This window comes from Ruegeria sp. BHSC276 (assembly GCF_059612945.1).
On record NZ_JBXWRP010000006.1, the window covers coordinates 38,809 to 65,197 of the forward strand.

The following is a 26,389-nucleotide window of genomic DNA, read 5'->3' on the forward strand; positions in this document are numbered from 1 at the left end:
CCGGCTCAGATCACCCGCGACATCGCGCGGCCCAGCTTTTCGACCAGTTCGTCCAGCTGCACTTCTTCGATGATGAATGGCGGCGCCAGCAGGATATGGTCGCCGTTCCGGCCATCGCGGGTGCCGGACATGGGATAGCAGATCAGCCCTTCGTCAAACGCTGCCTTCTTGATCTTCGCTGCCACGCCCAGGCCCGGATCGAACGGCGCGCGCGTGTCACGATCGGCCACCAGCTCGATCCCGCGGAACAGGCCGCGCCCACGCAGGTCGCCGACATTGGGGTGCTGGCCGAAAGCGGCCTGCAGCCTTTCGTGCAGCGCATCTCCCATCGCCCGCGCCCGCTCGGGCAGGTGGCGATCGGTCAGCTTCTGCACCACGGCCAGCGCCGCCGCGGTCGCGACCGGATGACCGACATAGGTATGCCCGTGCTGGAAGAACCCCGACCCGTCGCGGATCGCCTCGTAGATTGCCCCAGTACACAGGGTCGCACCGATGGGCTGGTACCCGGCCCCCAACCCTTTGGCGATGCACAGGATATCCGGCGCGACCCCATCGTGGTCGCACGCGAACAGGTGGCCGGTGCGGCCCATGCCGCACATGACCTCGTCCAAGATCAACAGAACGCCGTAGCGGTCACAGATTTCGCGGATCCGCTTGAAATAGCCCTCGACAGCCGGCACCGCCCCCAGCGTGGCCCCGACCACCGGCTCGGCGATGAAGGCCATCACGGTGTCCGGCCCCAGCCGCAGGATTTCGGCCTCAAGCTCATCCGCGACGCGCTGGCCATAGTCAAAGCTGGTCTCGCCGTCCTGCTTCTCGGCATATTCATAGCAGGGCGCGATATGGCTCATCTCGATCAACATCGGCGCGAACTGCGCCCGGCGCCACGCATTGCCACCGGCCGACAGCGCCCCCAGCGTGTTGCCGTGATAGCTCTGGCGGCGCGCGATGACCCGCGAGCGCTCGGGCTGCCCGACTTCCAGGAAATACTGACGCGCCAGCTTGATCGCCGCTTCGGTCGCCTCGGACCCGCCCGAGACGAAATAGACCCGCTCCAGCTCGCCCGGCGCCTGTGCGATCAGCAGATCCGCCAGCGCCTCGGCCGGTTCCGACGTCATGAACCCGGTATGGGCAAAAGCGACCTTTTCAACCTGTTCCTGCACCGCGCGGATCACCTCAGGGTCGGAATGCCCCAGGCACGATACCGCCGCGTCGCCGCAATCTAGGTACCGTTTGCCCAGAGTATCGATCAGATAACACCCGTCGCCCTTGGCGGCTGTTGGCAACTGGGCCTTGGTGTGGCGGGGAAAAACATGGCTCATGTCAAAGTCCTTTCAAACGGGCCACAAGCGCCGCGACCGAGGCTGCGTTGTCCGGCCAGATATTTCCATCGGCGTCCGTCAGGCTGTTCTCGAACCCAACCCGCACATCAGCGCCACGACACGCAGCCGCAAGCAAACAGTCATGTTCGCGCCGGCCGAACGCACACACCATCCATGGCGCGTGGGTTTCGGGAAAGGCGTCCAGATCGGCGGGCAGGGATTCCTGGCCCGTCGCATAGCGCCCTAAAACAAGCAGGCGTTCTTCCTGCCCGGCCCGCACGACACCGCGCGCCTGCCAGTCCCGCAACAGCTCCGCATCGGCCGCATCATACAGGATATGCTGAACCCGCGTGCCCTGTTCGGCGCACAGCGCATAAACCCGCTCTGCCAGCTGGGGCGCGCGGGCCATCTCTCGCACCGCGATCGACGCCCATGCGGGCTGAACCAGACGCAGGCAGTCGTACTGCGCTGCAACATCAAAGATGCCTGCCGCCTCGGTGGTGATCTGGATGTCCAGCGCGGGAACGGTGCGGCGCAACTCGGCCAGTGTCTCGCGGTATTTCCCCGCATCCAGCGAGTGCGTCCCGTCACCTTCACGCACATGCAGGTGCAGACCATCGGCACCGGCCGCATGGCAGGCCCGTGCCGCCGCCACGATCTCGCCGATCGTCAATGGGATCGCCGGGTGGTCCGAATACTGACGGCGCGCCCCATTCGGAGCGACCAGCACATAGGGAAGCATCTTTGGCCGTTGAGTTTCGCTCATGGTCTCATCCGTTCATTCTGCCCGAGATGTATACCTCAGCACGCTGTTTTGTGGTTGAAATTTTCATAACATATGTTTTTCTTCTCTCATGCAAAACTCGACCCCTCAACTGATCGACCGGCTGCGCCATGAGATCGAGCGTATGCCGGCCCAGCTTCAGGCCGCCGCCAAGTATGTCATCGACCACCCGGCCGATTTCGCGTTGGATTCGATCCGCACCACGGCTGACAAGATCGGCGTCAGCACGAACGCGGTCATCCGGCTTGCACGGTACATGGGCTATGAGCGTTTCGAGGACTTTCGAAGACCGTTCCGCCACGACCTGACAACCGACCGGGAAGACCGGCTCAATCAAGGCTGGCTGTCGCGCATGGCCGACAGCGGAGAGTTCGGCGCCGCCCAGGCGGGATTCGCCCGGAACGAGTTGAACGTGGTGGCGCGCTCATTGCGCCTGCTGGATCCGGCCAAGGTGGAGCGCGCGGTGACACTCATGACTTCGGCGCGCAGGTGCTTCGTGACCGCCACGCGCGCCAGCTACGCGCTGGCCTATTATTTCCACTATGCGGGCCGAATGGCGTATCCCGGCCTGCACCTTATCCCGCGCCACATGGGATCAGCCATCGACGATCTTCTCGAGGCCGATCATGGTGACTGCCTGTTTGCCATGACGGTGTACCCCTATTCCGCCGATACGATCCAAGCCATGCGATTTGCCCGTAACCGGGGGCTTCGGCTGATCCTGCTGGCCGACAGCGACGTAATCGCGCCGGGCATTGACGCGGACGTGACCCTGACGGTCAGCACACGGTCGAGACATCTGTTTTCAAGCTTTTCCGGGTCCATGGCCGCAATCGAAGTTCTGCTGGGTCACCTTTTCGCGCAGAGCGGTGACGCCGCCGCAGAACGGGTCCGCCGATACCAGCAAGCCCGCGAAGACGCAGGCGCATATTGGCAACCCGCCAAACTGCCGCGCCTGCGCTCCAAATGAAAAGCCCCATCACCGGGGCTTTTCGCAGTTGCGATGTCAGATGCAGGCCTGCACGGCCCGTCGTGTCATCACGCCCACCAGGTGGGCGCGGTACTCCTTGCTGCCGTGCAGATCTCCGATCATGTTCATCGGATTGACCCGCAGGTCCATCAGGGCATCGGGCCGGAACTCCTTGTTCAGCGCCTGCTCGGCCTCGGTCCAGCGGAACACACCATCCTCGCTGGCCCCGGTTACGGCCACCCTCACCCCACTGGCAAAGCGCGCGAGGAACACGGCAACCAATGCAAAGCGCGAGGCCGGCTGCAGGAATTTCTGATAGCTCGCAGCCTGCGGCACCGGGAACCGAACCGAAGTGATGATCTCCCCCTCGTCCAGTGCAGTGGTGAACATGCCCTGAAAGAAGTCATCGGCAGCGATCTGACGGGAATTGGTCACGACCACGGCACCCGATCCCAACACCGCCGCCGGGTAACAGGCCGCGGGGTCGTTGTTGGCCAGCGAACCGCCGATCGTTCCCCGATTGCGCACGGCCGGGTCTCCGATATGTCCGGCAAGATCGGCCAGCGCCGGATACTTGTCGGCAACCTCTCGCGCCACGGTCGCATGGGTCGTCGCTGCACCGATGGCAATCGATCCGTCATCCTCGACACACACCCCCTTCAATTCGGGAATGCCGCCCAGGCTCACCAGTGTCTCGGGCGCAGCAAGGCGCTGTTTCATAGTCGGGATCAGGGTCTGCCCGCCCCCCAACGCCTGTGCATCCTCCCCCGCCAATGCCGCAACCGCGTCGGCAATGGTCGAGGGACTCTTGAACTCGAAATTGTACATTTCGCTCTTCCTTTCCGAAAGGCGAGGAACCGCCCTTCATCTGGCTGTAAATATCCCGGGGAGCGCGAGGGGCTGCCCCCTCGCACACCAACCTCTCCACTCAGCTGTTCATCGCCGCCCAAACACGCGACGGGCTGACCGGCATGTCGATGTGGTCCACCGCCTTGCCACCCGAGTTCAGCGCATCGATCACGGCATTGACCACCGCAGGCGGCGATCCAATCGCCCCGGCCTCGCCACAGCCCTTTACACCCAACGGGTTGTGCGTGCACGGCGTCTGGCTCGAATGATCCACGGTATAGAACGGCACGTCATCGGCCCGCGGCATGGCATAGTCCATGAAGGACGCGCTCAGCAGCTGACCGTTCTCGTCATAGACGCAGTTCTCGAGCAAGGCCTGACCGATCCCCTGTCCGATACCGCCATGCACCTGGCCATCAACGATCATCGGGTTGATGATGTTGCCGAAATCATCCGCCGCGGTGAACCGTTCGATGGTCACCTGCCCGGTCTCGGGGTCAACCTCGACCTCGCAGGCATAGGCGCCGGCCGGGAAGGTAAAGTTGGCCGGATCATAGAACGCGGTCTCCTCCAGCCCCGGCTCGACCTCTAGCGGGAAGTTGTGCGGAACATAGGCCGTCAGGGTCACATCGCCCCAGGCCACCGACTTGTCGGTGCCGGCCACGGTGAACTGGCCATCCTTCAGCTCGATATCGGCCTCGGACGCCTCCAGCAGATGCGCCGCGATCTTCTTGGCCTTTTCGATCACCTTCTCGGTCGCCTTGACCATGGCCGATCCACAAACCGCCAGCGAGCGCGAGCCATAGGTGCCCATACCGAACGGGATCTTCGAGGTATCGCCGTGCACGATCTCGACCATCGACTCGTCGATGCCGATCATGTCGGCCACGACCTGCGGAAAGGCCGTCTCGTGCCCCTGCCCGTGGCTGTGGGCCCCGACCATGACGCTGATCGAGCCGGTGGCGTTCACCCGCACGGTTGCCGCGTCATACAGGCCCGCACGCGCCCCCAGCATCCCCACGATGTTCGAGGGCGCGATGCCGCAGGCCTCGATATAGCAGTTCACGCCCAGGCCGCGCAGCTTGCCCCGCGCCTCGCTTTCGGCGCGTCGCGCCGGGAAGCCCGCGAAATCGGCGGCTTGCTCCAGCTTGTCCATGGTGCCGTTGTAGTCGCCGGTATCATAGGTCAGCGCCACCGGCGTGTCATAGGGGAACTGCGTGATGAAGTTCTGCCGACGCAGCGCAACCGGATCAACGCCCAGCTCGCGCGCGGCCTTGTCGATCACGCGCTCCAGCTGATAGGTCGCCTCGGGGCGGCCTGCGCCGCGATAGGCATCCACCGGCACGGTGTTGGTGAACATCGCCCGCACGTTCACCTGAATGACCGGCGTCTTGTAGTTGCCCGCCATCAGCGTCCCGTGCAGCCAGGTCGGCACCGAACTGGAAAACGTCGACAGATACGCCCCCAGATTGGCATAGGTATGGGTCCGCAGCCCGACGAAATTGTTGTCGGCATCCAGCGCCAGCTCGATCTTGCTGACATGGTCGCGGCCCTGCGCATCCGACATGAACGCCTCGGACCGGCTGGCCGTCCACTTGACCGGGCGGTTGCACGCCTTGGCCGCGAAGGTGCAGAACGCCTCTTCTGCGTAGTGGAAGATCTTGGTGCCGAAACCGCCACCCACGTCCGGCGCCACGACGCGGACCTTGTGCTCGGGCAGGCCCAGCACGAAGGCACACATCAGCAACCGGATCACATGCGGGTTCTGCGAGGTGGTATAGAGCGTGTATTCATCCGTGCCCCGGCTGTATTCCGCCACGGCCACGCGCGGCTCCATCGGGTTGGCGACCAGACGATTGTTCACCAGTTCCAAGGTGGTGACATGCGCCGCATTGGCGAACACCTCGTTCACCTTGTCATCGTCGGCCTCGCCCAACTGCCAGTCATAACAGATATTGTTTTTCAGATCGTCATGGACCAACGGCGCGCCCTCTTCAGCGGCGGCTTTCATGTCCAGAACGGCGGGCAATTCCTCGATATCCACGTCGATTGCTTCGGCCGCGTCACGGGCCTGTTCCAGGCTGTCGGCCACGACGGCCGCGATCGGGTCGCCCACATGGCGCACCTTGCCTTGCGCCAGGATCGGGTGCGGCGGTTCCTGCATGGGCGCGCCATGCTTGTCGGTCACCTCCCAGCCGCAGGGCATGCCGCCCACGCCTTCGAAATCTTTGCCGGTAAACACCCGAACCACGCCGGGCATGGCCTCGGCGGCGGACGTGTCGATGCTTTTGATCCGGCCATGTGCGATGTCAGATCGCAGAAAATACACATAGGCCTGACCGCGGATGTTGATGTCGTCGGTGTAATTGCCCGCTCCGGTCAAAAAGCGCACGTCCTCGCGGCGCTTGGAACTGGCTCCGATGCCACTGTCTTTGGGCATAGCTTGTTCTCCTCCCATAAACGGATGCTTGTGCGCATCCCTGTCATCCCACGGGCGCCTCCTCCTGCGCCCGCAGCGGCATCACTCGGCAGCGATGTGGCTGACGTCCTGGCCGGACGCGGCCATGATCGCCTTGACGATGTTGTGGTACCCGGTGCAGCGGCACAGGTTGCCTTCCAGGTATTTGCGGATTTCGGCCTCGGTCGGGCGCGGGTTCTCCTTCAGCAGGGCCGCGGCCGACATTACCATGCCGGGCGTGCAGAAACCGCATTGCAGGCCGTGATGATCCTGAAACGCCTGCTGAATCACGTTCAGCGATCCGTCCGGGTTGGCCTGCCCCTCGATGGTGCCGACCTCGGCCCCGTCCGCCTCGAGCGCCAGCATGTTGCAGGACTTCACCGCCGCGCCGTTCACATGAACCACGCAGGCGCCGCATTGGGCCGTGTCACAGCCCACATGGGTACCGGTCAGCGACAGGTGATCGCGCAGAAAGCTGGACAGCAGCGTCCGGCCCTCGACATCACCGCTCACGGTCTTTCCGTTCACGGTCATTGAGACCTGTGTCATAAGTTCCTCCCATTTTCGTATTTATCCTTGGCCCGAGTTAAACACGGGAAAAGTCGTTTGAGAACAAAAATCTTGGCCGTTTCGAACCCGTCCATTGGGGGGCAATTGCCAACATGTATTGCAGGTCGCCAGCGGAGCGAAACTGCCGTTACGTCACTTTGTGTTTCGCGCGGGGTTGCGGACGGGTCGGGATTTCCTTGAGCAGACCGCCGACGCCCATCGCCGCGATATCCGCACCCGTCGTCGGGATTCCGCAGGCCACCCGCGAGAGCACCCAGTCGGCCCCGTTCAACGCGGGCGAGCGTGCGCATCCCGGCAAACCGATGACCGGCCGCTTGCCCAAAGCCCCGAGAAACAACAGGTTGCCCGGATCAACCGGCATGCCGAAGCGCTCCACCTGTCCGCCCGCGCGCCGAACAGCCTGCGGCGCGACGTCCTCGACATCGGATGTGGCCGAGCCGGTCAGGATCATCACGATATCGGTGTCCATCCGGGACAATGCCTGCGCCAGAGCGTCGATCGCGTGCGGAACGATCTGCACGTCGTCCAGGCTCAGACCCAGGGCCTCGACCCGGCCGCGCATCGCGACGATACCCTTTTCGTTGGGCGGCCCGCCGGGGATGTCGGTCACCACCAACCCGGCGCTGCCAAACTTCGGCGTGGCAAGGCGAATGGCTCCTTTGGCCAGCTTCGCCGCACGCTGAACGTCCGCCAGCGGCACCGCGTAGGAAATGACCTTGATCGTGGCGACCATGCCGCCCGCACCCATCTGCTGATGCTGAGGAACGGTGGCCACCGTGATCATCGGGTTGACCTGATTGAACGCAAGCAGAGCCTCAACGTCCAGAACGGCAACCCCAGCTTGATCCGCAATCAGGTTGACGCGGCCCGTAAACGGATCGGTCACGCGCAAGTTGGCACCCTTCGGATCCGGGGTCAGCGCCGCGGCCAATTGGCGCGCTGCCTCGTCCTCGTGACAGTCGCCGGGTTCCAGCCGCGCTACGACCACCTCGGACACGCCCGCCTCGGTCAACAAGGCAACATGCGCGTCGCCTAGCATCATTCCCTTGCGCAGCTTTTTCGTGCCAGCCATGACCGAATGCGCAAGGATCGCACCCTTCGCGTCCGCAACCGGTAATGGGCCGAACTTCATGCCTTGCCCCGCAGCACGGCCGTCATCTGCGCGATGATCGCAACAGCGATCTCAGCTGGTCCTGCAGCACCGATATCCAGACCGATCGGCCCATGAATGCGCTGCAACTGCGTTGCCGAGAATCCCGCCTCGGTCATCCGCTGCACCCGTTTGGCATGGGTGCGCGACGACCCCAGCGCGCCGATATAGAACACGTCCGAGTTCAGCGCAGCCTGCAGAGCCGGATCATCCAGCTTGGGGTCGTGGGTCAGCAGAACCATCGCCGTGCGCGCATCCAGACCGATGCTGGCCATGGCCTCGTCCGGCCAGTCGGTCAGCAGCTTTTCACCGGGAAAACGGGATTTGGACGCAAACGCCTCGCGCGGGTCGATGATGATCGGGTCATAACCCGCGATCCGCACCATCGGCACCAGTGCCTGCGCGATATGGACCGCGCCCACCACGATCAGCCGCAAGGGCGGGTTGTGCACGGCCACGAAGGTCTGACCATCTTCTTCGAACCCCGAGCGATCCATGCGCAGCCGGTCCGCATAGGCGTTGCGCCGCAGCGCGCGGTGGCCGGTCTCGACATTGACCTCATAGGCCATGGGCTCGCGCCGCGCCCGCGCCGCCACCAGTTCGGCCAGCATCGGTTCTGGCAGGACCGAGCCCACCGGCTCGACCAGAACCCGGATCGTGCCTCCGCAGGCCAGCCCGACGGCAAAGGCATCCTCGTCGCTGACACCGAATTCCAACAGGCGCGCCTCGCCCTCCTGCATGGCCTCGAGCGCCTCGACGATCACCGCGCCTTCGACACATCCGCCCGAGACCGAGCCTTCGATCCGGCCGTCGCCGCCGATGACCAGCTGGGCACCCACCCGCCGGGGCGCGCTGCCCCAGGTTTCGACGACGGTGGCCAACGCGGCTCCACGCCCTTTGCGGAACCACGCCAGAGCCGTTTCCGGGCTGTTGTCAAATCTGTCCATCGGAGCCTCCCGCCTGATCCGCTTCAACATAAGCAGGTTTTGCGGGATGAAAAGCAACCCGGCACGTCACCGCGCGCCGGGCTTTCAAGGATATGCGCAGCGGGCCGTCACTCGGCCGGATGCGCTTGCTCTGAGGGTTGGCCCAACAGCCGTTCGGGCAGCGCAAAGGCAATGGCGATGAACGCCAGGCCCAGAACAATGCCCAGAATGTCGCCAGGCAGGCCTGTTACAGCATCATAGCCCGACCCCGGTACGATACCGAGTGTTACCTTTCCGCCCCAGATCGGGTCGAGCAGGCCGCTGGCCTTCCACATCGGATAGGTCATCATGTAGGCCGCAGCGCCCAGCAATCCGCCCGCCACGAAGAACAGCGCGTCCTTGCGCCCCGAGGCCGCGGCCACCAAGCCCGTTCCGGGGCAAAAGCCGGCCATCGCCCAGCCGGCCCCCAGCAGCAGCCCGCCCAAGAAGACGCCGGCATAGGCCGCCTTGATCGACATGTGGCCCACATCGACCAGCCCGATCATCTGACCGCCGAACATCAGAACCGAACCAAGTCCGATGGCCAGCATGATCGCCTTGGCCAACCGCAGATCCGTCAGGTTCAGCATCTTGTTGATGGTCGAAGGGTTCGACGCGCCGGCCCGATCAAGGACCGCGCCAAATGCGACCCCGATGACAATTGCAAGTATGATCGACATCATGGCTCAGGCCTCCTTCTTGAACATCAGGATCGAAACGGTGATCGCGGCGGCAAAAGCTCCGGCGGCGAAAATGTACCCGCTGACGGCCGTCTGCATCATGCCCGACATCATGTGCCCGGACGTGCAGCCCCCGGCCAGCCGTGCCCCGTACAAAACGATGAAACCTCCCAGAAAGGCGACCAGATAGCGTTTCAACGGGTCGTCGCCGTAATTCGCCCGCCACAATGCGGGAACCTTGCGGTCCTGGCCCTCGATACCGCCCCGGGCCCTAGCCGACAGGAACCCGCCCAACATCATCGCAAGGACGAAGACAAAGGAATAGTTCAGCGGGTTCGCAACCGATTTCGCGTATTTGCCCCCGGATTTCGCCAGATAGGCGTTGGTCGAGGTATAGCCCTCATCGGTTGCGGTCACGAAATCCGGGTTGACGGCATCGGCGATGATGCCGTCCAGAATGACGAACTGCGTGGACACGCCGATCGGCTTGACCAGCAAGATCGCCAAAAAGAACACAAGGCCGAGCAGAACTCCACCCGCTTTCCAGGTCATTGGCATGGCATTTCCTCCTGAAGATTCTCACATTCCATTTCCTTTATATTTTAAGCATTCCGTTTCCTGCATGATTTGGATCAAATGGCCCGGGAGCCTCCGGTTGATTAACGCGAGCCGCCGCTCTACGCTCGCGGCGCCGGTCTGCGGTATCCCTGATTTTCGAGATTTGGAGACGAACATGTTGAAACACATTTCCGCATCTTTCTTGGCGGCGCTTGTCGCGGCAGCCCCCGCCTGGGCAGACACATTCGAAAAATACGGAGAGGTCGAGGGCTGGAAGGTCTTCATCGACAACGACAAGAAATCCTGCTTGATCGAGGCCGTGGACGACGTGGAAAACGTGGTTCAGATGGGCCTGACCGAAGATCGCGGCGTGGGATATGTCGGGGTCTTTACCAAGGCTGAAACCGACATCAAGCGTGGCGAGAAGGAAGGGGTCGCGATCCTTTTGGGCGACAACCTCTATGTCGGCGAGGCAACTGGCATGAAGGGCAACATCACCAAGGGCTATTCGGGCGGCTATGTCCTGTCGGACGATCCGCAATTCGCCGATGATCTGGCGCGCCAGAAGGTGATGATCGTCTTCCCCGAGAAGTCTTTTGGCTTCACCGTCGATCTGACCGGCACCTACAAGGCCATGGAAATGGCACGCGAATGCAATGAGAAACTGATGCAGTAACTACTATGACAAAGCCGCCATCAGGCGCGCTTTTTCTCCCTGGTCGTCGGGTCTTGAGATCACGGCGGCCAGATCCTCGAGCGATGCAATAGAGTGACCGGCGCGGAAGCTGTCCACATGCGGCAGCATGGCGGCGACGCCCTGCGCCTTGGGCGCGAACCCGTCCCAGCGCAGCAGCGGGTTAAGCCAGATCAGTCGACGGGCCGACAGGTGCAGGCGTTCGATCTCTTTTTCCAGCAGATCGGGGTCACCCCGTTCCAGCCCGTCTGTGATCAGCAGCACGACGGCCCCCTGCCCCATAACTCGGCGCGACCAGTCTCGGTTGAACTGGTGCAGGCATTCGCCGATGCGCGTGCCGCCCTCCCAATCCTGCGCCTCGGCCCCGGCGTCGGCCAGCGCCGCATCGACGTCGCGCTGATGCAGGTGCCGTGTGATGTTCGTCAGCCGCGTGCCGAAGGTGAACGCATGCACCTTGGCCCAGCCGGCCCCCTTGGCGTTCGAGACCGTGTGCAGGAAGTGCAGGATGATCCGGCTGTACTGGCTCATCGACCCCGAGATGTCACACAGCGCGATCAGGTTGGGCCAGCGCGGTTTCGGTTGGACCAGCGCGATCTCTCGCAGTTCGCCGCCCTGGCGCATGGCCGCGCGCAAGGTGCGCGCCCGGTCGATCCGCCGACCCAGATGGCTGGCTTGTCCCCGGCGCGAGGCGATCGGGTCCACAGGCAATTGCAACCGTGCCAGAATGCGCTTGGCCTGCGCGGTTTCCGCGGTGCTCATCTGTTCGAAATCCAGCGACCGCAGCCGTTCCTCGGACGAGGCGGTCTGCGTGGCATCAATCTCGATTTCGCTTTCGCCCTCTTGCTCCGCGCCTTTCGGTTCGTCCCGCTCGACACCGTCCAGCAAGGCCTCGGCCGCGCGTTTTTCGCCGGCCTCGGCCGCGCGTTCCTCCTGAACTCCGCGAATGGCCGGCAGCATCATCGACATCATGTGTTCCAGATACCTTGGATCGCGCCAGTACAGGCGGAAGATCTGGGCAAACACGGTGCGATGCTCGGGTCGGTTCACGAAACAGGCGTGCAGGGTCCAGTAGAAATCCTGCTTGCGGGTGAAGCCCGCCGCCTGCACCGCGCGGATGGCGTCAACGACGCGGCCGGGGCCGATCGGCAGCCCGGCCTTGCGCAAAGCGCGCGCGAAATGGGTGATGTTCTGCGCCAGTTTCGGATCGGCCGGAATATCCAGTGGAAGCTGTTCGGCCATCGCTAGGCCCCCGGAGTGTTTTGGCGCAACAACGACATCAGACCGGTTCGAGCGTGGATTTGGCCTGATCCAGAATCCGCTTGGCCTCGGAGCCCTGCAGTTTCTGGATGTCGTCCTGGTATTTCAGGATCGCGCCCAGCGTGTCGCCGATCACCTCGGGGCTGAGGTTGATCACGTCCAGCGCCAGCAGGCATTTCGCCCAGTCGATGGTCTCGGCCACGCCGGGTTTCTTGAACAGGTCCTCGGTGCGCAGGTGCTGGACAAAGGCCACCACTTCGCGGCTCAGCGCCTCGGCGGCCTCGGGCGCGCGGGCGTGCAGGATCTCCAGCTCGCGGTCGAAATCGGGGTAGTCGACCCAGTGGTACAGGCAGCGGCGCTTGAGCGCGTCATGCACCTCGCGCGTGCGGTTCGACGTGACGATGACGATGGGCGGTTCGGGCGCCTTGATCGTGCCGATCTCTGGGATGGTCACCTGGAAATCGCTCAGCGCCTCCAGCAGAAAGGCCTCGAACGGTTCGTCCGTGCGATCCAGCTCGTCGATCAGCAGCACCGGCGGGCCAGCCGGATCGGGCTCCATCGCCTCGAGCAGCGGTCGGCGGATCAGATAGTCGCCGCTGAACAGTTCCTCCTGCAGACCCTTCCGGTCGGACCCTCCGACCGCCTCGGCAGTGCGGATGGCCACCATCTGCGCGGGAAAGTTCCATTCATAGACGGCCGATGACGCATCGAGCCCTTCATAGCATTGCAGCCGGATCAGGCGGCGGCCAAGTCCAGAGGCGAGGGCCTTGGCGATTTCGGTCTTGCCGACACCAGCCTCGCCCTCAAGAAACAGCGGCCGGCCCAGTTTGAGCGACAGGAACACCACGGTGGCCAGGGCGCGGCCACAGACATAGCCCTGTTCGCCCAGCATCTTCTGAACGGCGTCGATGGAATCTGGCTGGCTCATGTGTCTCTATCTCCCTTGGCACAACAGGTCATGGCTGCCGCTGCGCGTCAAGACCGTGATCTTTCCGGGACTTGCGGCAATCTGGTCGTCTGGCAAGGTTTGTTGTCACTTTCCCGTGCGGCCTACCTGTGCTAGCCCGGCGCCATGACCGATACTCTGACGCTCCGCCGCCCCGATGACTGGCACCTGCATCTGCGCGATGGCGCCATGCTGCAGGCCGTCCTGCCCGAAACCGCCCGCCATTTCGCGCGGGCCATCATCATGCCCAATCTTGTGCCCCCGGTGGTGACCGGCGCTCAGGCCGCGTCGTATCGCGACCGTATCCTGGCTGCCCTGCCCGACGGCATGAGCTTTGAGCCGTTGATGACCCTGTACCTAACCGAGGATACCGACCCCGACGACATGGCCGCGGCCCATGCAAGCGGTCTGGTCAAGGCGGTCAAGCTGTACCCGGCAGGGGCCACGACCAACTCGGCCTCGGGCGTGCGGGATTTCGACAAGGTGCGCCCCGTGCTGGAACGGATGGCCGAGATCGGCCTGCCGCTCTGCGTGCATGGCGAGGTCACCGATGCCGAGATCGACATCTTCGACCGCGAGGCGGTGTTCATCGACCGCGTTCTGGACCCGATCCGCAAGGCCACGCCGGGCCTGCGCGTGGTGATGGAGCATATCACCACCCGCGACGGCGTGGAGTATGTGCGCGCAAACGAAACCGACCTGGGCGCAACGATCACAGCGCATCACCTGATCATCAACCGCAACCACATCCTTGTGGGCGGGATCAAGCCGCACTACTACTGCCTGCCCGTCGCCAAGCGCGAAGAGCACCGCAAAGCGCTGGTCGATGCCGCGACCTCGGGCGACGAACGGTTCTTTCTGGGGACTGACAGCGCCCCGCATACGGACGCCAACAAAGAGACGTCCTGCGGCTGCGCGGGATGTTTCACTGCCACGAATACCATGTCGCTGGTGGCCGAGGTCTTTGACCGCGCGAGTGCTCTGGACAAGCTGGAAGGGTTTACCTCGGTCAACGGGCCCAGGTTCTACCGGCTGCCCGTCAACGATCAGACCATCACCCTGCAGAAGGGCGAACCGGTCACCTACCCCGACAAGATCGAAACGCGCGATGGCCCGGTCACCGTGTTCGACCCCGGCTTCCCGCTGCACTGGCGCGTGGTCTAGTCAACCAATCGTTTTGCCAGATCCGCTGCGCGCCCGCCGGTGCGCAGCATCGACCAGATCGCATCCGCTTCGTCCGCGCCGATCAGTTTGGCGGCCTTGCCGCGCACGCGATCCTCGCGGTCGGACAAGGCCATCGGCGCGGCCAGATCGTGGGTCGCCTCGCGCCGCGCCCCGTCCCGCCGCAGCAGCGCCAAGCGGGCCTCAGTCTCGGACAGCGTTTCGTCCGCTTCGACCGTGATCCGGTCGCGCAGCGATTGCAGGCGCGGATCGGCGCAGACCTTGTCCGTGTAGCTTTCAGGCAGGCCGGTATCGTATCCCAATGCCTGCATTGCGATCACCGTCCGATAGGAAAACTTGGCGCCCAGCCCGGTTGTCGGCGCGGTCTGATTGCAGACGCTCATCCATCGGGGATGGGTGCGAATCTTGATCTCGGCCACCTCGGGTTCGGCGATGTCCAGATCGCGCGCCGCCTCGAGCGCGGCGTGCAGCCCGTGGCAGCAGGCGTGGAACTTGTGGCTGACACTTTCGATCAGCCACTCATCCCCAAGTCCCGACAGAGCTGAGGCTGTATCATCGGCACCGTGATGCGTCGCGCCAAACCCGAACGGACCGGTCAGGGCGTCGGGATTGGGAACGAACCCCCGCTGCACCAGCAGCGCGGCCTCGACCCCGACCGAAGCCGCCTGCCCCGCATTGTAAGGCTTGCCCATGGTGCCAAACTGCGCCTTGAGGCCCGCCGCCCGGGTCGCGGTCAGCCCCAGAATCCGGCGCATGGCCGCCGGATCGCATCCCAGCAGGCGGGCAGCTGCCACGGCCGCTCCGAACGCCCCCGCCGTCGCGGTCTGGTGAAACCCGACCTGATAATGCCCGCGCCCTAGCCAAAGGCCGACACGGATGGACAGCTCCATCCCCACCAAGGCCGATTCCAGCAGATCGACGATGGGTTGGTCCTGCCATTCGGCCACGGCCAGTGCGGCGGGAAACACCGCCACCGAGGGGTGGCCGATGTGGGCGAAATGCGTGTCGTCATAGTCCAGCGCGTGCGAAACCGTGCCATTGACCAAAGCCGCCGCGCGCACCGGCGCGGCCCCGCCGCCGAACAGGGTGGCCTGTCCGGACCCGCCTTCGTCCAGTACCATCTCCCGCAGGATGCGCGAGACCGATTCGTTGACCCCTGCGCGCCCGACCGCCAACCAATCGAGCGCGGACAAAGACGTGACGATCCGAGCCTGCGCAGTCGTCGACACAGGACCCGCGGCTAATTCGGAAAGAGCGCTTGTGAAATCAGTCATGCGGCGCAGTCTAACGTACGCCTGCGCCGGGTAAACCCTCAGCCGTAGAGGCTGGCCGCGCGTTGTTCGAAGGCGCGCACGATCCGGTGCATTGCCTCGTTGAAGACCACGCCGATGATGCCTTGCAACACGGCGTTCTTGAACTCGAAATCCACGTGGAAGGACACGTTGCAGCCGCCTTCGGGGGCGTCCTCGAAATGCCAGTCGGATTTCATGTATTTGAACGGGCCGTCCAGGTATTCGGTGTCGATCTTCCTTTGATCGGGGTGCAGCGTAACCCGGCTGCCGAACCGTTCGCGGAACACCTTGAACGAGATCACCAGATCGGCCTCCATCACCTGCGCCTCGCCCGCCGCATAGGTCCTCCGGATCCGAGCGGCTGCACACCAAGGCAGAAACTCGGGGTATTTCGCCACATCCGCGACCAGATCATACACCTGCTGCGCGCTGTATGGGAGGTGGCGAGTTTCCGAATGAGTGGGCATGGCAACCTGGGCATTTGAAACGTGACAATGGCGCGTCATGTCGTATGTTGCGCGCCAAAGATCAAGGGGGCAGCCATGAGCCAGCGCGCATATGTGATAGATGAGATGATCTCGGCCAAGGCCATCGCGGCACGGATCGAGGAATTGTGCCGCGAAATCACTCGCGAATTCGGCGATACCGACAAGCTGGTGGTCGTAGGCCTGCTACGCGGCAGCTTCGTGTTCATCGCCGACCTGGTACGCGAACTGGACCTGCCGATCGAGGTCGATTTTCTTGAGGCGTCCTCCTATGGCGATTCAATGGAAAGCAGCCGGGAAGTGCGCATTCTCAAAGACTTGCGCGGCGCAATTGAAGGGCGCGACGTGCTGGTGGTCGAAGATATCGTCGATACGGGGCACACGCTGAACCACGTCACCAACCTGCTGCGCAGCCGCCAACCAAAACGGCTCAAGTCGATTGCCTTGCTGGACAAACCCAGCCGCCGCGAGGTCGATTTCCGCGCCGATTGGATCGGCTTTGAAATCCCGGACGAATTCGTCGTGGGCTATGGCATCGACTATGCGCAACGCAACCGCAACCTGCCCTTTATCGGCAAGGTCCGCTTTACCCAAGACTGATCCCGCCGCGGATTCGAGGCCCCATGATCCTGCGCCACCTTCTGCGAATGTCCCGCTGGGCGCGCAATCCGCCCTCGGACCAGCGGGTCAAGCTGGTGCTGGGCCTGATCGTGCTGTGTCTGGTGATTGCCGGCATTGAATACATGGGCTGGTGGCCCGAATGGGCAACCAGCCAGCCGCGCAAGCTCAGCCCGTGACCGGCGCGTCCAGCACCTGACGGATTGCCGCCAGAAAGATGCCCGCGCCGACAGGTATCAGCGCGTCAGGGAAGTCATAGTCGGGGTTGTGCAGTTGCGGATGGTCAACCCCGGCCCCCAGCCAGAACATGCCGGTTTTCGACCCCTTGGCGAATTGCCCGAAATCCTCCGAGAACCGTTGCGGCGCGGTGTTCAGGCGCGGTTGCACCCCGGCCTGTGCGCAGGCTTGAGCCAGGATCTGCACGGCCTCCGGGTGGTTGACGCAGGCCTCGAACACGTCGTCATAGGTGATCTCAACACCCAGCCCCTCGTCGGCGGCGGCCTCGCAGACCAGCGCCTCGGCCTGATCGACCAGTTGCGCCATGCGCGCGTCCGAAACGGTGCGCAGCGTCACCCATATCTCGGCCTCGCCGGGCGCCACGCCGAATGTCGGGGCCCCTAGTTGGGCGTGGGTGACGGTGGTCAGCGTGTAATCCTCGGTCAGCTCTCCGCCCGGTCCCAAGGCAGCCAAGGCCGGCATCAACTCGGCCATGGCCGAGGCCGGCGACAGCCCGTCATGCGGGGCCGCGGCGTGCGAGGTCTTGCCCGTCAGCCGCACCCGCATCCCGCGTGAAGCGCAATTGGCCGGGCCAGAGCACAGTTCGACCGCGCCCAGGTCCAGCCCCGGCAGGTTATGCAGGGAAAACAGGAAATCGGGCTGTATTTCAGCGTATTGCGGGTCGTTCCGAAAATCGCGTGCGCCCTGACCGGTCTCTTCGGCGGGCTGGAAGATCAGCACGACCCGACCGCGCGACACCGGCGTTTGCGCCAAGTCCAGCGCTACGCCCAACGCCATGGCCATGTGGCCGTCATGGCCGCACAGATGACCCTTGCCCGGAATCTGCGAGCAATAGGGTTTTCCCGGCACCTCCAAAATCGGCAGCGCGTCCAGTTCGCAGCGGATGCCCACGGTGGGCCCCGGCTGGCCCGAGTCGAACACGGCCGCGACCCCGTGCCCACCGATTCCGGTCAGAACCCGGCCGCCCACACCACGCAATTGCTCGGCGATGAAGGCGGCCGTTTCAGACTCTTCACCCGAGACCTCGGGCCGTTGGTGCAACGCATGGCGCAGCGCAGTCAGTTGCGCCAGCGCTTGCGGCGTCACGCCTGCCCCAGCTTTTTCTGTCGCGCTGCTCGCAGGCGCGCGAAATCATCGCCCGCATGGTACGACGAGCGGGTCAGCGGCGTGGCCGAAACCATCAGGAACCCTTTGCCATAAGCGGCTTTTTCATAGGCCGCGAACTCTTCGGGCGTGACAAAGCGGTCCACGCGGTGGTGTTTCGGCGTGGGCTGCAGATACTGGCCGATGGTCAGGAAATCGATGTCGGCGGCGCGCATGTCGTCCATGACCTGGCGCACCTGCTGTTCGTTCTCGCCCAGACCAACCATGATCCCCGACTTGGTGAAGATCGACGGGTCCAATTCCTTGACCCGTTGCAGCAGCCGCAGTGAGTGGAAATAGCGCGCGCCTGGGCGTACCTCGGGGTACAGGCCCGGCACGGTTTCAAGATTGTGGTTGAACACGTCCGGCTTGGCCGCGACCACGGTTTCCAGAACCGACGGATCGCATTTCAGGAAATCCGGGGTCAGGATTTCGATCGTTGTTTTGGGAGAGCGGTGACGTACCGCGCGGATGGTCTGAGCGAAATGCTCGGCCCCACCATCGGCCAGATCGTCGCGGTCAACCGAGGTGATGACGACATGGTTCAGGCCCAGCTTTTCCACCGCATGTGCCACCCGGCCCGGTTCGAACGCGTCCAACGCATCGGGGCGACCGGTGGCGATGTTGCAGAAGGTGCAGCCACGGGTGCAGATCTCGCCCATGATCATCATGGTCGCATGGCCCTGGCTCCAGCATTCGCCCACGTTCGGGCATCCGGCCTCTTCGCAGACGGTGACCAGGTTGTTGTCGCGCATAATCCGGCGCGTGTCGGCATAGCCCTTGCCGCCGGGCGCTTTCACCCGAATCCAGCTGGGCTTTTTCGGCTGCGCATTGTCGGGCTTATGCGCCTTTTCCGGGTGACGTTGTTCAGGGATTTTCAGATCGCGCACGGGGCCGGTTTCCTGACTTTGGGTCAATTTGGTTGGTGCATAACATAAACCGGTCGGATGTATTACGCCAGCCATGCATAGCTGCCATGCGTCAACGTTTTGCAGATGCAGAATGAAAGCGCGACTTTCTAGGGGATTGACGCTGATTTCGACATGTTTTCAGCATACAAGAGGATTTTCGCAAACGCAGCACATCCCGTGTTGAAGCCGGTTTGGAATCGTTTTAACCCACGGGCCGAATTAATGTGAATCACAGGAGATGCCCATGAAAACCGGTGCCAAGCTACCCGACGTGACGTTCCACACCCGCGTGCGCGACGACTCGATCGAAGGGCCCAACCCGTTCCGCTGGGAAGACAAGACCACGGCCGATTACTTCGCAGGCAAGCGGGTCATCCTGTTCTCGCTGCCCGGTGCGTTCACCCCCACCTGCTCGACCTACCAACTGCCGGGGTTCGAGAACAACTACGAGGCGTTCAAGGCCAAGGGCGTCGACGAGATCTACTGCATGTCAGTCAATGACAGCTTTGTCATGAACAAATGGGCACAGGATCAGGGGCTGAAGAACGTCAAGGTCATCCCCGACGGGTCGGGCGAGTTCACTCGCAAGATGGGTATGCTGGTCGACAAGGCCAATCTGGGCTTTGGCATGCGGTCGTGGCGCTATGCCGCCATCATCAACGATGGCGTGGTCGAGGCGTGGTTCGAAGAGCCCGGCCTGATGGACAACTGCCCCGAGGACCCCTATGGCGTTTCGTCGCCCGAAAACCTGATGAAGCACCTGGAAAAAGCCCAGCAGCCCGAAATGGCCTGAGGCGTCAACCACCCTCCATGCAAAGGGCTCGCCAAGTGCGGGCCCTTTTTAGTTCCGGGTTTCTGACACGATGCTTTCGCCTACCTGCCGGATCACCTGGGCCAGTTGACCGAACCACACCGCCCCATCCGACGAGTCGCGCCGCACAAGGCCGATCTGCCGAGCGGGCTCCGGGGCGCCGAACCGCAGCAGTTTCAGCCCCGGAACGGCTTTGGTCTCGGAACGCGCCGCTAATTCAGGGATCAGGGTCAGGCCAAACCCCTCGGCCACCAACCGCGACAGCGTGGCCAATGACGATGCGCCCATGTTGATATGGGCGCTGGTCCGGTCCTGACCGCACACCTCAAGCGCCTGATCCGTAAGGCAGTGCCCGTCTTCCAGCAGCATCAGCTGGGCTGCATTCAGGTCGATCGGGCGCAGAGCGTCGGGGCTGACGGTCAGGCTGTTCAGGCGTGTCTCGCTGCCAGCCAGCAGAAAGCGATCCTCGAACAGAGGCACCTCGTCCATGCCGCGCGAACCCACCGGCAGGGCCAGCACGGCGGCGTCGATCTCTCCCGCTTTCAGCATCGACAGCAGCCGCTCGGTGCGCGCCTCTCGCACCTGCACGCGCAGGGACACATCCGCTGACCGCAGACCAGCAAGGACACCCGGCAACAGATACGGTGCGACGGTCGGGATCAAACCGACCGACAGACTGCGATGCCCGGTGGAGTTGTCACGCGCAAACCGATCCAACCGTTCGGCCGCGCCCAAAATGCGCCGTGCGTGCTCAAGCGCATCGCGCCCCAACGGCGTCAGCAGAACATCACGGGCGCGCCTTTCAAATAGCGGCCCGCCCATGATGTCTTCCAACGCCCGGATCTGCACCGATAGTGCCGGTTGAGAAACGTGACACACCTGAGCAGCCCGGCCAAAGTTGCGCTGCTCGGCCACAGCGCGGAAGTATTGCAGCTGTCTGAGGGTGAAATTCATAATCCCTGACTATCACCTACGACGGCTACCGCAAGCAAAACCAATGAAGTTCGCGGCAGATCACCCGATCCGCCGGTCGCTCTCCGCCTGCATTTCGTAATGCCGCTTAAGCCGCTGGAGCGCGATCCGCAGCACGATCTTGCCCGAGCGCGCCGACCAGCCCATGCGTTTCTCGGCCAGTTCCAACCCTTCCAGATAGCAGCAGCAGCGCAAGGCCACATCGCTTAGCCCCGGCCCCAGATCCGACAACGCGCGGGCCACGCGGTCGCGTGCCTCGGAGGACCCCCGCGCAACCGGCGCATCGCCCTCGAACCCGACGCGCCCGCCGCCGGTCAGGAACCTGTCCCAATTCTGCGTGACCTGTGGCCCCAACTGAGCCAACTCAAAATCTTCCCGCAGCCGTTCGCCGGCGCGCACCAGACTTTCATCCAAAAACGGCTTTCCATCCCGGTCCCGCCGACGCGCCAAAGCGACCAGAGGGCTTTCGGCGGCAGTGTAGCGGATCCGACGAGCGCGCGGGGCGTGGCTCGGCCGTGCCGAGTTGCGATGCTGAAACGCTGCCGGAGCCTCGGCCATGCCGAATTCCGCCCTTGCCCTGGCTCGGTTTTCCGCATCCGCGATCAACTGACCCAGCGCCGTTCGCCCTGTCGGGGTGATCCGATAGCGGCTGATCCGTCCGGGATTGTCGCACGAGATCCAGTCTTTCAAAGCCAAGGCCTGCGCGATCTTGCAATCGACAACGGCGGTCCGGGTCGCGCCGGCCGCCCCGCTATCGCGCACCACGACGGCCTTGTCCATGTCCTCGGCAACGGCCAGAACAGCGCCGGTTTCACACAGGCGGCGCAGCACGCGAAGGGCCTCGCGGTCGAACTCCTCGTCTTCGGCCGTCAATTCGCACGGCGTGGGTTCTTCGTCTGCCTCTTGCCGCCGGCTCTGGTCGGCGAAATGGGTTTGCGCAAGCGATTGCAATGCTGCATCGACCAGCGGATCGTCGCGCCGCATTTCGATGCGTCGGATCTGCCTGAGAATGGTTGACGCGTGGCATCCGGCCGATCGTGCAAGATCCCGGATCGACCGCCCCGCTTCGGTATGGGCCAGATAGCGCTGCGCGCCCTCGGGGACCCAGGTTGGAACGGTGGAAGCCATGATGTTGTCCATTGTTGTACGCCCTCGTCGACAAACCAAACTGCCAGTATCCGCCGTTGGTTAAAGTGTTAACCAAATCTAACTAGGGTTGGTTTCGTTACTCGTTCGTTAACCACCAACGGCGCGAACCAGAATTGATTCAAAATCATAAACAGTGGTGAAACCATCGTTCGGAGAGAGCCCCAGCAAGGCAACACCCGCCTAGGTTGTGCAACAGTGAGGCATCCAACACAGAACAAAGGATTGCCTGATGCAGGACCTGACCTCGATGATCACATCCCTTCGCCGTCCCCGCCTGTTGGCTCGGGCGGCCAAACTGGGGGCACGGGATTACGACCGAAACAGGCATTTGCAGCGTGTGCTGGGTTTTGACGCTCTGCCCGGTTCGGGGGCGGCGCTGATACGGCTGTTGGAGTTGGAGAGCGAGATGGAAGACCGACGGCGCATCAACGATCCGGCCTATTCTCTGGTCCGTCACCTGGACATTTTGATCGCACTGGCGGGCGAGGCGCAGCTATATCAGGTCAGCCGCGCCCCGGCCTGTCACTAATCAGGAGAAGGCGTCGGGCATCGACGCTTTCTTTTCTTCGACATAGGCGGTCAGCGCGGCCAGTTTCTCGGGGTCGAGATGCGGTTGCTGGTAATGGGCCAGCAGATGTTCGACCCGGACCGAGGCCAGAGTGCGCGTGTCGCGCGCGCCCTCTTCTTCCCAGGTTTCAAAGGGCTTGTAGTCCAGAAGCTCAGTCTTCCAGAACGCGTCCTTGAAGTTGGCCTGGGTATGGGCACAGCCCAAGTAGTGACCGCCCGGCCCCACCTCGCGGATTGCGTCCATGGCCTGCGCGTTCTCATCATATGCAACGCCCTTCGCCATTGCGTGCAGAACGCCAAGCTGGTCGGCATCCATCACGAATTTCTCGAAATCCGCCACCAGGCCGCCCTCCAGCCAGCCGCAGGCATGCAACATGAAGTTGACGCCCGACAGCAAGCCCGTATTCAGCGAGTTCGCGGTTTCGTATGCGGCCTGCGCGTCCGGCAGTTTCGAGCCGCAGAACGACCCGGCCGAGCGGTAAGGCAGGTTCAAACGACGCGCCAGTTGGCCCGCACCATAAGTGATGAGCGACGCTTCGGGAGTACCGAAGGTTGGCGCGCCCGAGTTCATGTCGATCGACGACACGAAAGCGCCAAAGATGGCAGGCGCGCCGGGACGGATGATCTGGCTGTAGGCCACACCGGCCAGCACCTCGGCCAGCACCTGGGTCAGCGTCCCCGCGACCGAGACCGGCGCCATCGCGCCGCCCACGATGAAGGGCGAGATGATGCAGGCCTGGTTGTTGCGCGCATAGACTTCCAGCGACCCCATCATCACGTCGTCGAACGTCATCGGCGAGTTGATGTTGGTGAGCGAGGTCATCACGGTGTTTTCCTGCACGAACTCCTTGCCGAACAGAATCTCGCACATCTCGACCGAATCCTGCGCCCGGCTGGGATCGGTCACCGAACCCATGAAGGGTTTGTCGGACAGCGTCATATGCGCCATCAGCATGTCGAGATGCCGCTTGTTCACCGGAATGTCGGTGGGTTCGCAGACGGTGCCACCCGAGTGGTGCAGCCACTTGGACATGTAGGCCAGTTTCACGAACTTGTTGAAGTCGTCCATCGTGGCATAGCGGCGCCCGCCTTTGGCATCGCGCACGAAGGGCGGTCCATAGACCGGAGCCAACACCAGGTTGCGCCCGCCGATCACCACCGATTTCTCGGGGTTGCGGGCGTGCTGCGTGAACTGGCTGGGCGCGGTCTTGATCAACTCGCGCGCAAGGCCCCGCGGGATGCGTACCCGTTCCCCGTCCACATCGGCCCCGGCGTCGCGCCAGCGTTCCAGTGCCGCCGGGTTGTCGACGAAATTGACGCCGACTTCTTCCAGCACGGTCTCCGCGTTGGTTTCGATGATCTCCAGCGCCTCGTCGTTCAGAACCTCAAAGTTCGGAATGTTGCGCTCGATGTATTTCGCCGTTTCGATCCGAACCGCCGTGCGTTCGGCCCGGCGGGCGGCGCCGCCGCCACCGCGCGCTCTGCGTCGGGTGTTTGCCTCTGCCATCAGATGACCCCGTGTGACTGTTTAGGTTGGTATGTGTGTTACTGGAATCTAGCGCGCCATCAGATGTGATTTCCGGCGCATTGGGGGAAAAAGCGACATGGTGCGTCAGGTCAACCCCTCAAATCTGGCGCATTCGGGGATCACAGGGGTTTCTCAAAGTAGACCTTGTTGCCCTGCGCGGCGACCTCGTTCCAGCCCAGATGCCGGTACATCGCGCAGGTATTCTTCATCATGCGGTGGGTCGTCAGCTTCAACCGGTCGCACCCTGACCTGATGGCCTGGGCTTCCGCCTGGGCCAGCAGCTTGCGGGCCACCCCCTGCCCCTGTACAACCGGCGAAACCGCTAGGTTGAACACCATCATCGCCTGCCCCACGGGCCCGAAGATGATAACACCCGAAATCTCGCCATGCACCTCGGCTGCGATGACGTTATGCTGCGCAATGTCATCCTCGAGGCTGGCCGCGACGTCTGGCAGATCGGGAATCCGCGCCGCCTGGTCCGCATAGGCGGCCCGGATACATGCGCGAATGGAGTCCGTGTCCCCCACAACAGCAGGTCTAAGCGTGATTTCGGTCATTCGGTGCGCTCCGCGTCACTCTTTCCCGCCAAATGACGTCAAGGCGCTTGCACATGCAAGGCTTCCGACCTAAAGGCCGGGTATGACCGAGACATCCCATGACCGCCTTCTGATCATCGACTTCGGCAGCCAGGTGACGCAGCTGATCGCGCGCCGCCTGCGCGAGTTGAACGTCTATTGCGAAATCCACCCCTACCAGAACGTCACGATGGATTTCGTGCGGGACATGGCCCCGCGCGCCATCATCTTTTCGGGCGGACCGGACAGCGTAACCCGCGAAGGTTCGCCGCGTGTTCCGCAAGAGATCTTCGACTATGGCGTTCCGATCCTTGGCATCTGCTATGGCCAGCAGGTCATGATGCACCAGCTGGGCGGCAAGGTCGAAAGCGGCCACGGCACCGCCGAGTTCGGGCGGGCCTTCGTGACGCCGCGCGGCAAGCTCGACCTGCTCGAGGGCTGGTTCACCGATGGCAAAGAACAGGTCTGGATGAGCCACGGCGACCATGTCAGCCAAATCGCACCGGGGTTCGAGGTGTTCGGCACCTCGCCCAACGCGCCCTTTGCGATCACCGCCGATACCAACCGCCATTTCTATGCCGTTCAGTTCCACCCCGAGGTGCACCACACCCCCAAGGGCGCAAAACTGTACGAGAATTTCGTGAAACTGGCCGGTTTCAAGGGCGACTGGACCATGGGCGCCTATCGCGACGAGATGATCCGCAAGATCCGCGAACAGGTCGGCGACAAGAAGGTGATCTGCGGTCTGTCGGGCGGTGTCGACAGCTCGGTCGCGGCGATTCTGATCCACGAAGCGATCGGCGACCAGCTGACCTGCGTTTTCGTCGATCACGGCCTGCTGCGCAAGAACGAGGCGCAGGAAGTCGTCTCGATGTTCCGCGACAACTACAACATCCAACTGATCCACGCGGATGAAAGCGAGCTGTTCCTGGGCGAGCTCGAGGGCGTCTCGGACCCCGAGACGAAGCGCAAGATCATCGGCAAGCTGTTCATCGACGTGTTCCAGAAACACGCCGACACGATCGAGGGCGCCGAGTTTCTGGCCCAGGGCACGCTCTACCCCGATGTCATTGAATCGGTGTCGTTTTCCGGTGGCCCGTCAGTCACGATCAAATCGCATCACAACGTCGGCGGCCTGCCCGAAAAGATGGGCCTGAAGCTGGTCGAGCCGCTGCGCGAGCTGTTCAAGGACGAGGTGCGCGCGCTGGGCCGTGAACTGGGCCTGCCGCCCAGCTTCATCGGCCGCCACCCCTTCCCCGGACCGGGCCTGGCCATCCGTTGCCCGGGCCAGATCACCCGCGAAAAGCTGCAAATCCTGCGCGAGGCCGACGCGATCTATATCGACCAGATCCGCAAACATGGCCTGTATGACGAGATCTGGCAGGCCTTCGTCGCGATCCTTCCGGTGCGCACGGTCGGCGTGATGGGCGACGGGCGCACCTATGACTATGCCTGCGCCTTGCGGGCGGTGACATCTGTCGATGGAATGACGGCCGATTACTACCCGTTCAGCCACGAATTCCTGAGCGAAACCGCCACCCGGATCATCAACGAGGTCAAGGGCATCAACCGCTGCACCTATGACATCACATCCAAGCCTCCTGGCACGATCGAATGGGAATGACACGAAGAGCCGGGCCCTGACCCGGCTTTTTTGTTGTTGTTCCAACCGCCTGTGTCTGGTTCGCTTCTCCGGCGATAGCGCAGGGATTCGGA

General features: G+C 63.2%; 27 protein-coding genes. 8 read left to right on the forward strand and 19 right to left on the reverse strand.

Translation table 11 applies throughout. The features are described 5' to 3' along the window. Positions 1-5: 5 nt before the first annotated feature. Both AC2FMD_RS11050 and AC2FMD_RS11055 read right to left on the reverse strand, forming a co-directional pair. The gene (locus AC2FMD_RS11050) at positions 6-1,322 is read right to left on the reverse strand and encodes an aspartate aminotransferase family protein (RefSeq protein ID WP_496741320.1); all 1,317 of its coding nucleotides are present in this window, start codon (positions 1,320-1,322) and stop codon (positions 6-8) included. 1 nt (position 1,323) lies between these two features. Then, positions 1,324-2,088 carry a beta-keto acid cleavage family enzyme gene (locus AC2FMD_RS11055; protein ID WP_496741322.1) on the reverse strand — a complete coding sequence of 255 codons (765 nt, stop codon included), beginning with the start codon at positions 2,086-2,088 and terminating at the stop codon, positions 1,324-1,326. Positions 2,089-2,176: 88 nt separating this feature from the next. On the opposite strand from AC2FMD_RS11055, the gene AC2FMD_RS11060 reads away from it, so the two are divergent. Then, positions 2,177-3,076 (forward strand): MurR/RpiR family transcriptional regulator, encoded by a 900-nt coding sequence (locus AC2FMD_RS11060; RefSeq protein ID WP_496741324.1) that lies wholly within the window; start codon positions 2,177-2,179, stop codon positions 3,074-3,076. 36 nt (positions 3,077-3,112) lie between these two features. On the opposite strand, the gene AC2FMD_RS11065 is transcribed toward AC2FMD_RS11060, so the two are convergent. From AC2FMD_RS11065 to AC2FMD_RS11095, 7 genes are all read right to left on the reverse strand, one after another. Then, complete coding sequence (locus tag AC2FMD_RS11065; protein ID WP_496741326.1) at positions 3,113-3,904, reverse strand: FAD binding domain-containing protein; 792 nt, start codon at positions 3,902-3,904, stop codon at positions 3,113-3,115. Between the two features lie 100 nt (positions 3,905-4,004). After that, on the reverse strand, positions 4,005-6,365 hold the full coding sequence (locus tag AC2FMD_RS11070) for a xanthine dehydrogenase family protein molybdopterin-binding subunit (protein WP_496713134.1): 2,361 nt from the start codon (positions 6,363-6,365) through the stop codon (positions 4,005-4,007). A gap of 81 nt (positions 6,366-6,446) precedes the next feature. Next, positions 6,447-6,932 (reverse strand): (2Fe-2S)-binding protein, encoded by a 486-nt coding sequence (locus tag AC2FMD_RS11075; protein WP_073279505.1) that lies wholly within the window; start codon positions 6,930-6,932, stop codon positions 6,447-6,449. A gap of 148 nt (positions 6,933-7,080) precedes the next feature. Next, positions 7,081-8,085: a molybdopterin-binding protein gene (locus tag AC2FMD_RS11080; RefSeq protein ID WP_496795000.1), complete on the reverse strand. Its 1,005-nt coding sequence runs from the start codon at positions 8,083-8,085 to the stop codon at positions 7,081-7,083. Then, positions 8,082-9,050, reverse strand: a complete 969-nt coding sequence (locus AC2FMD_RS11085) for an XdhC family protein (protein WP_496795001.1) — start codon at positions 9,048-9,050, stop codon at positions 8,082-8,084. Before AC2FMD_RS11085 ends, AC2FMD_RS11080 begins: the two co-directional genes overlap by 4 nt. 107 nt (positions 9,051-9,157) lie before the next feature. Continuing rightward, on the reverse strand, positions 9,158-9,751 hold the full coding sequence (locus AC2FMD_RS11090) for a DUF6691 family protein (RefSeq protein WP_496741332.1): 594 nt from the start codon (positions 9,749-9,751) through the stop codon (positions 9,158-9,160). Positions 9,752-9,754: 3 nt separating this feature from the next. Continuing rightward, the gene (locus AC2FMD_RS11095; RefSeq protein WP_496679757.1) at positions 9,755-10,306 is read right to left on the reverse strand and encodes a YeeE/YedE thiosulfate transporter family protein; all 552 of its coding nucleotides are present in this window, start codon (positions 10,304-10,306) and stop codon (positions 9,755-9,757) included. 175 nt (positions 10,307-10,481) lie between these two features. On the opposite strand from AC2FMD_RS11095, the gene AC2FMD_RS11100 reads away from it, so the two are divergent. Further along, positions 10,482-10,982, forward strand: coding sequence for a hypothetical protein (locus AC2FMD_RS11100; RefSeq protein ID WP_496679754.1), 501 nt, complete (start codon positions 10,482-10,484; stop codon positions 10,980-10,982). 3 nt (positions 10,983-10,985) lie between these two features. Here the strand turns inward: AC2FMD_RS11100 and AC2FMD_RS11105 are convergent, their stop codons facing one another. Both AC2FMD_RS11105 and AC2FMD_RS11110 read right to left on the reverse strand, forming a co-directional pair. Then, positions 10,986-12,239, reverse strand: coding sequence for a vWA domain-containing protein (locus AC2FMD_RS11105; protein ID WP_496741334.1), 1,254 nt, complete (start codon positions 12,237-12,239; stop codon positions 10,986-10,988). A gap of 37 nt (positions 12,240-12,276) precedes the next feature. Next, entirely contained in the window at positions 12,277-13,185 is a 909-nt protein-coding gene (locus tag AC2FMD_RS11110) for an AAA family ATPase (protein WP_496741336.1), read from the reverse strand. Between the two features lie 144 nt (positions 13,186-13,329). Here AC2FMD_RS11110 and pyrC point away from each other — a divergent pair, with 144 nt between their 5' ends. Further along, positions 13,330-14,367: a dihydroorotase gene (pyrC, locus tag AC2FMD_RS11115; RefSeq protein ID WP_496741338.1), complete on the forward strand. Its 1,038-nt coding sequence runs from the start codon at positions 13,330-13,332 to the stop codon at positions 14,365-14,367. Here the strand turns inward: pyrC and AC2FMD_RS11120 are convergent. Together AC2FMD_RS11120 and AC2FMD_RS11125 are read right to left on the reverse strand one after the other, a co-directional pair. After that, complete coding sequence (locus AC2FMD_RS11120; RefSeq protein ID WP_496795002.1) at positions 14,364-15,659, reverse strand: MmgE/PrpD family protein; 1,296 nt, start codon at positions 15,657-15,659, stop codon at positions 14,364-14,366. The genes pyrC and AC2FMD_RS11120 overlap by 4 nt on opposite strands. A 38-nt stretch (positions 15,660-15,697) precedes the next feature. Next, on the reverse strand, positions 15,698-16,144 hold the full coding sequence (locus AC2FMD_RS11125; RefSeq protein ID WP_496688227.1) for a type II toxin-antitoxin system RatA family toxin: 447 nt from the start codon (positions 16,142-16,144) through the stop codon (positions 15,698-15,700). A 75-nt stretch (positions 16,145-16,219) separates the two neighbouring features. Here AC2FMD_RS11125 and hpt point away from each other — a divergent pair, with 75 nt between their 5' ends. Together hpt and AC2FMD_RS11135 are read left to right on the forward strand one after the other, a co-directional pair. Then, the gene (gene hpt, locus AC2FMD_RS11130; protein WP_149775254.1) at positions 16,220-16,762 is read left to right on the forward strand and encodes a hypoxanthine phosphoribosyltransferase; all 543 of its coding nucleotides are present in this window, start codon (positions 16,220-16,222) and stop codon (positions 16,760-16,762) included. A gap of 47 nt (positions 16,763-16,809) precedes the next feature. Next, the gene (locus AC2FMD_RS11135; protein ID WP_496795003.1) at positions 16,810-16,959 is read left to right on the forward strand and encodes a hypothetical protein; all 150 of its coding nucleotides are present in this window, start codon (positions 16,810-16,812) and stop codon (positions 16,957-16,959) included. On the opposite strand, the gene AC2FMD_RS11140 is transcribed toward AC2FMD_RS11135, so the two are convergent. Further along, complete coding sequence (locus tag AC2FMD_RS11140; protein ID WP_496795004.1) at positions 16,949-18,103, reverse strand: amidohydrolase; 1,155 nt, start codon at positions 18,101-18,103, stop codon at positions 16,949-16,951. The two genes, AC2FMD_RS11135 and AC2FMD_RS11140, sit on opposite strands and share 11 nt — an antisense overlap. Beyond that, complete coding sequence (gene lipA, locus AC2FMD_RS11145; protein ID WP_170419103.1) at positions 18,100-19,050, reverse strand: lipoyl synthase; 951 nt, start codon at positions 19,048-19,050, stop codon at positions 18,100-18,102. The genes AC2FMD_RS11140 and lipA overlap by 4 nt, the downstream gene beginning before the upstream one ends. Positions 19,051-19,315: 265 nt before the next feature. Between lipA and AC2FMD_RS11150 the strand changes: the two genes are divergently transcribed. After that, a complete protein-coding gene (locus AC2FMD_RS11150; protein WP_496795005.1) occupies positions 19,316-19,864 on the forward strand; it encodes a peroxiredoxin in 549 nt (182 codons plus the stop codon). 48 nt (positions 19,865-19,912) lie between these two features. Here AC2FMD_RS11150 and AC2FMD_RS11155 read toward each other — a convergent pair whose 3' ends face one another. Further along, positions 19,913-20,836, reverse strand: a complete 924-nt coding sequence (locus tag AC2FMD_RS11155; protein WP_496741348.1) for a LysR substrate-binding domain-containing protein — start codon at positions 20,834-20,836, stop codon at positions 19,913-19,915. Positions 20,837-20,896: 60 nt separating this feature from the next. Then, the gene (locus tag AC2FMD_RS11160; protein WP_496741349.1) at positions 20,897-21,994 is read right to left on the reverse strand and encodes a DUF6456 domain-containing protein; all 1,098 of its coding nucleotides are present in this window, start codon (positions 21,992-21,994) and stop codon (positions 20,897-20,899) included. 238 nt (positions 21,995-22,232) lie between these two features. On the opposite strand from AC2FMD_RS11160, the gene AC2FMD_RS11165 reads away from it, so the two are divergent. Continuing rightward, positions 22,233-22,532 (forward strand): DUF6477 family protein, encoded by a 300-nt coding sequence (locus AC2FMD_RS11165; protein WP_496741351.1) that lies wholly within the window; start codon positions 22,233-22,235, stop codon positions 22,530-22,532. Here the strand turns inward: AC2FMD_RS11165 and AC2FMD_RS11170 are convergent, their stop codons facing one another. Both AC2FMD_RS11170 and AC2FMD_RS11175 read right to left on the reverse strand, forming a co-directional pair. After that, the gene (locus tag AC2FMD_RS11170) at positions 22,533-24,077 is read right to left on the reverse strand and encodes a trimethylamine methyltransferase family protein (RefSeq protein ID WP_496680803.1); all 1,545 of its coding nucleotides are present in this window, start codon (positions 24,075-24,077) and stop codon (positions 22,533-22,535) included. Between the two features lie 140 nt (positions 24,078-24,217). After that, on the reverse strand, positions 24,218-24,655 hold the full coding sequence (locus tag AC2FMD_RS11175) for a GNAT family N-acetyltransferase (RefSeq protein ID WP_496795006.1): 438 nt from the start codon (positions 24,653-24,655) through the stop codon (positions 24,218-24,220). Between the two features lie 82 nt (positions 24,656-24,737). On the opposite strand from AC2FMD_RS11175, the gene guaA reads away from it, so the two are divergent. Continuing rightward, the gene (gene guaA / locus AC2FMD_RS11180) at positions 24,738-26,297 is read left to right on the forward strand and encodes a glutamine-hydrolyzing GMP synthase (protein WP_496795007.1); all 1,560 of its coding nucleotides are present in this window, start codon (positions 24,738-24,740) and stop codon (positions 26,295-26,297) included. Positions 26,298-26,389 lie beyond the last annotated feature (92 nt).

Bases quoted from the DNA above. Each gene is read 5' to 3' on its own strand.
- AC2FMD_RS11050 (WP_496741320.1), bottom strand. From the start codon at position 1,322: ATGAGCCATGTTTTTCCCCGCCACACCAAGGCCCAGTTGCCAACAGCC.
- AC2FMD_RS11055 (WP_496741322.1), bottom strand. From the start codon at position 2,088: ATGAGCGAAACTCAACGGCCAAAGATGCTTCCCTATGTGCTGGTCGCT.
- AC2FMD_RS11060 (WP_496741324.1), top strand. From the start codon at position 2,177: ATGCAAAACTCGACCCCTCAACTGATCGACCGGCTGCGCCATGAGATC.
- AC2FMD_RS11065 (WP_496741326.1), bottom strand. From the start codon at position 3,904: ATGTACAATTTCGAGTTCAAGAGTCCCTCGACCATTGCCGACGCGGTT.
- AC2FMD_RS11070 (WP_496713134.1), bottom strand. From the start codon at position 6,365: ATGCCCAAAGACAGTGGCATCGGAGCCAGTTCCAAGCGCCGCGAGGAC.
- AC2FMD_RS11075 (WP_073279505.1), bottom strand. From the start codon at position 6,932: ATGACACAGGTCTCAATGACCGTGAACGGAAAGACCGTGAGCGGTGAT.
- AC2FMD_RS11080 (WP_496795000.1), bottom strand. From the start codon at position 8,085: ATGAAGTTCGGCCCATTACCGGTTGCGGACGCGAAGGGTGCGATCCTT.
- AC2FMD_RS11085 (WP_496795001.1), bottom strand. From the start codon at position 9,050: ATGGACAGATTTGACAACAGCCCGGAAACGGCTCTGGCGTGGTTCCGC.
- AC2FMD_RS11090 (WP_496741332.1), bottom strand. From the start codon at position 9,751: ATGATGTCGATCATACTTGCAATTGTCATCGGGGTCGCATTTGGCGCG.
- AC2FMD_RS11095 (WP_496679757.1), bottom strand. From the start codon at position 10,306: ATGCCAATGACCTGGAAAGCGGGTGGAGTTCTGCTCGGCCTTGTGTTC.
- AC2FMD_RS11100 (WP_496679754.1), top strand. From the start codon at position 10,482: ATGTTGAAACACATTTCCGCATCTTTCTTGGCGGCGCTTGTCGCGGCA.
- AC2FMD_RS11105 (WP_496741334.1), bottom strand. From the start codon at position 12,239: ATGGCCGAACAGCTTCCACTGGATATTCCGGCCGATCCGAAACTGGCG.
- AC2FMD_RS11110 (WP_496741336.1), bottom strand. From the start codon at position 13,185: ATGAGCCAGCCAGATTCCATCGACGCCGTTCAGAAGATGCTGGGCGAA.
- pyrC (WP_496741338.1), top strand. From the start codon at position 13,330: ATGACCGATACTCTGACGCTCCGCCGCCCCGATGACTGGCACCTGCAT.
- AC2FMD_RS11120 (WP_496795002.1), bottom strand. From the start codon at position 15,659: ATGACTGATTTCACAAGCGCTCTTTCCGAATTAGCCGCGGGTCCTGTG.
- AC2FMD_RS11125 (WP_496688227.1), bottom strand. From the start codon at position 16,144: ATGCCCACTCATTCGGAAACTCGCCACCTCCCATACAGCGCGCAGCAG.
- hpt (WP_149775254.1), top strand. From the start codon at position 16,220: ATGAGCCAGCGCGCATATGTGATAGATGAGATGATCTCGGCCAAGGCC.
- AC2FMD_RS11135 (WP_496795003.1), top strand. From the start codon at position 16,810: ATGTCCCGCTGGGCGCGCAATCCGCCCTCGGACCAGCGGGTCAAGCTG.
- AC2FMD_RS11150 (WP_496795005.1), top strand. From the start codon at position 19,316: ATGAAAACCGGTGCCAAGCTACCCGACGTGACGTTCCACACCCGCGTG.
- AC2FMD_RS11155 (WP_496741348.1), bottom strand. From the start codon at position 20,836: ATGAATTTCACCCTCAGACAGCTGCAATACTTCCGCGCTGTGGCCGAG.
- AC2FMD_RS11160 (WP_496741349.1), bottom strand. From the start codon at position 21,994: ATGGACAACATCATGGCTTCCACCGTTCCAACCTGGGTCCCCGAGGGC.
- AC2FMD_RS11165 (WP_496741351.1), top strand. From the start codon at position 22,233: ATGCAGGACCTGACCTCGATGATCACATCCCTTCGCCGTCCCCGCCTG.
- AC2FMD_RS11170 (WP_496680803.1), bottom strand. From the start codon at position 24,077: ATGGCAGAGGCAAACACCCGACGCAGAGCGCGCGGTGGCGGCGGCGCC.
- AC2FMD_RS11175 (WP_496795006.1), bottom strand. From the start codon at position 24,655: ATGACCGAAATCACGCTTAGACCTGCTGTTGTGGGGGACACGGACTCC.
- guaA (WP_496795007.1), top strand. From the start codon at position 24,738: ATGACCGAGACATCCCATGACCGCCTTCTGATCATCGACTTCGGCAGC.